Annotated in this window: 1 protein-coding gene; it reads left to right on the forward strand. The window is 55.8% G+C overall.

Translation table 11 applies throughout. The features are described 5' to 3' along the window. The first annotated feature begins 192 nt into the window (after positions 1–192). A complete protein-coding gene (locus HCU66_RS26985) occupies positions 193–576 on the forward strand; it encodes a helicase (protein ID WP_205891391.1) in 384 nt (127 codons plus the stop codon). Positions 577–661 lie beyond the last annotated feature (85 nt).

Below are 661 nucleotides of genomic sequence, written 5' to 3' on the forward strand. Positions count from 1 at the left end.
ACGCGGAGCGTCACGGGATGCATTCCCACGCTGGAGCGTGGGAATGATCAAGGTTGCGGCGGGAAAGCGTGACTTGGCGGTCATCATGCGGGAAAAGCGGTTCATCTTCTTCTAACGCAAGCCGATGGTGGCGTTCGGGCTTGAAGCGGCTACACTGCGCCGGCCGTTCATTTTTCTTTTGAGGCTGTGCGCATGAAATTTCGTTTTCTTCTGTGGATGATGGGTTTGTTGATGGGTAAGGCCAGTCGGACGAATCCTGCGTTTCAGCAGCAGTTGGGTGACAAGGCGTTGGTGTTTCAGCTACAGACCCTGGACGGGAAAGTGGCGCGGCATTTCGTGGTGAAGGATCAGCGCATTACCAGCAAGTCCGGCGTGTATGCCGAGCCTGCATTTGCGATTGCCTTTAAGGACGCGGCGTATGGCTTTGCCACGATGCAGGCGAAGAACAAGCAGTTGGCGTTTATGACGGGGATTCAGGACAAGTCGATTCAGATCAAGGGCAACCCGGCGCTGGTGATCTGGTTTCAGGGGTTGACCAAGTATTTGAAGCCGAAGAAGGCCAAGCCGAAGGCTTGAGGTCTTTCAGGTAGACCGAGTTGGATTCTTCGCGGGCAAGCCAGTTAAGCCGCGGAACCTGTAGGAGCGGGCTTGCCCGCGAAAG

The sequence above is a fragment of the Pseudomonas frederiksbergensis genome (genome assembly GCF_017114915.1).
Classification (GTDB): Bacteria; Pseudomonadota; Gammaproteobacteria; order Pseudomonadales; family Pseudomonadaceae; genus Aquipseudomonas; species Aquipseudomonas frederiksbergensis_I.